The organism is Cytobacillus eiseniae (assembly GCF_017874625.1).
Classification (GTDB): domain Bacteria; phylum Bacillota; class Bacilli; order Bacillales; family Cytobacillaceae; genus Cytobacillus; species Cytobacillus eiseniae.
In genome coordinates this window covers 1-1,502 of the sequence record NZ_JAGIKZ010000059.1, presented here as the reverse complement: position 1 = coordinate 1,502, position 1,502 = coordinate 1, and the positions used below count along the sequence as shown (strand labels likewise).

1 protein-coding gene is annotated in these 1,502 nt (G+C 36.2%); it reads left to right on the top strand.

Going from position 1 to position 1,502, the window contains the following annotated elements; all coding sequences use genetic code 11:
• Positions 1-128: 128 nt before the first annotated feature.
• On the top strand, positions 129-1,331 hold the full coding sequence (locus J2Z40_RS19650) for an IS4 family transposase (RefSeq protein WP_209795161.1): 1,203 nt from the start codon (positions 129-131) through the stop codon (positions 1,329-1,331).
• Positions 1,332-1,502 lie beyond the last annotated feature (171 nt).

The window sequence follows — 1,502 nt, the reverse complement described above, 5'->3', positions numbered from 1 at the left end:
CACTAGTCTTGCAAAAGACTTACAAAAAAATGGGGATTAATAGTATGTATTATTTTACAGGCATAAAAAAATCTCCTATTGTATTAATATAGACGTGTTGCCCACATCAATACAAAAGGAGAAAACCCATGGGTAACATTATACCAGATAACACCGTAATAAATAAATGCTTAGATGTCTTAAATGTTGTGAAATATCGTTGTCCTTTCAAAGATCACGGAGCAAAAAAATTATTAACAGGGCAAGCTGTTACACTCTTAATCAAAGCGCAACTTGAGAAAAAGGAGTCTTTAGAAAGTATTACTGAAGGGCTTCAATCGGAAGAGGATCTTCAGCATTTTATTAAATTGGATACCATTCACGCGTCCACAATCTATCGCAAATTAGAAAGTCTTTCTACTGATTACTTAAAGCAGTTGTACCAAGATTTAATCGAGAAGATTGGAACGAAATACGCTAATAAGCAAGGCCTTCCAAACATAGGGGTTTTAAATATCATCGATTCAACTGAGATAAGCTTACCGGCACGATCAAAATGGGCGTATTGTTCTAAAGATAAGAATGGCGTGAAGGTTCACACCCGTTTAGCTCTTTTGGATGAAACCGTTAAGTTAGCAGATAAGATTATATCCTCTACTGCCGCTGTTTCAGATCAAGAAGCTACGGAGTTTTTGGTTCTAGCTAACTTAGCAACGTATGTCTTTGACCGAGGATACATTAATTATAACCTTTACTACGAATGGGATTTGAAGGATATTCCATTCGTAGCTCGAGTAAAAGCGAATTCTAAATTCACAATTATACATGAGCAATTGTTTGAAGAAAATTCAGCAGTGGGAAGAGACGTTGACGTTGAAGTTAGGGTGCCCAAAACAGATAAAGTCTTTAATCTGCGATTAATTGAGTATCAGGATGACCAAAAGAGAAAGTATCGAGTAGTCACCAATCGCTGGGATTTGAAAGCGAGTGATATTGCCGAGATCTATCGTCTTCGCTGGGAGATTGAGTCCTTTTTCAAATGGATCAAGCAACATTTAAATGTGGTAAAGTGGTTTAATACTAAGCCAAATGCAGTGTGGAATCAGATCTATATCATTATGATCGCCTATGCTTTATGTGAATGGGTCAAGCTTCTTACCGGGACTTCCAAGACGTTATGGGAAGTGTTAAAGAAGTTGAAACTTTATTGGTTTAAGTCATGGCAAACATTCATAGACGTGTTAAATCGTAAATCAAACCGAACTTCGAAAGGACGAAGGAAAAGGGGAAAACCGGGACGTCCTCGAAAGAAACCCAAAAAGTATCAAGCTCAAAAGATCATAAATCCATAACATTACAAAAATTGGTAACATGTCTATACTTATTCAGGCATTGTTCCTTTTTTTCAAAAAAAGAGTTTGATCTTACTGGAAAAATTTTGAATAATGTAAACTTTAATGTGAAGTGCACATTATGAAAAATACACTCATCAACCAGCATGTAAGACAGCTGTAATATACCTC

What these genes read in the sequence shown, in the direction of transcription:
- J2Z40_RS19650 (WP_209795161.1), top strand. Translation starts at nt 129, where the DNA reads ATGGGTAACATTATACCAGATAACACCGTAATAAATAAATGCTTAGAT.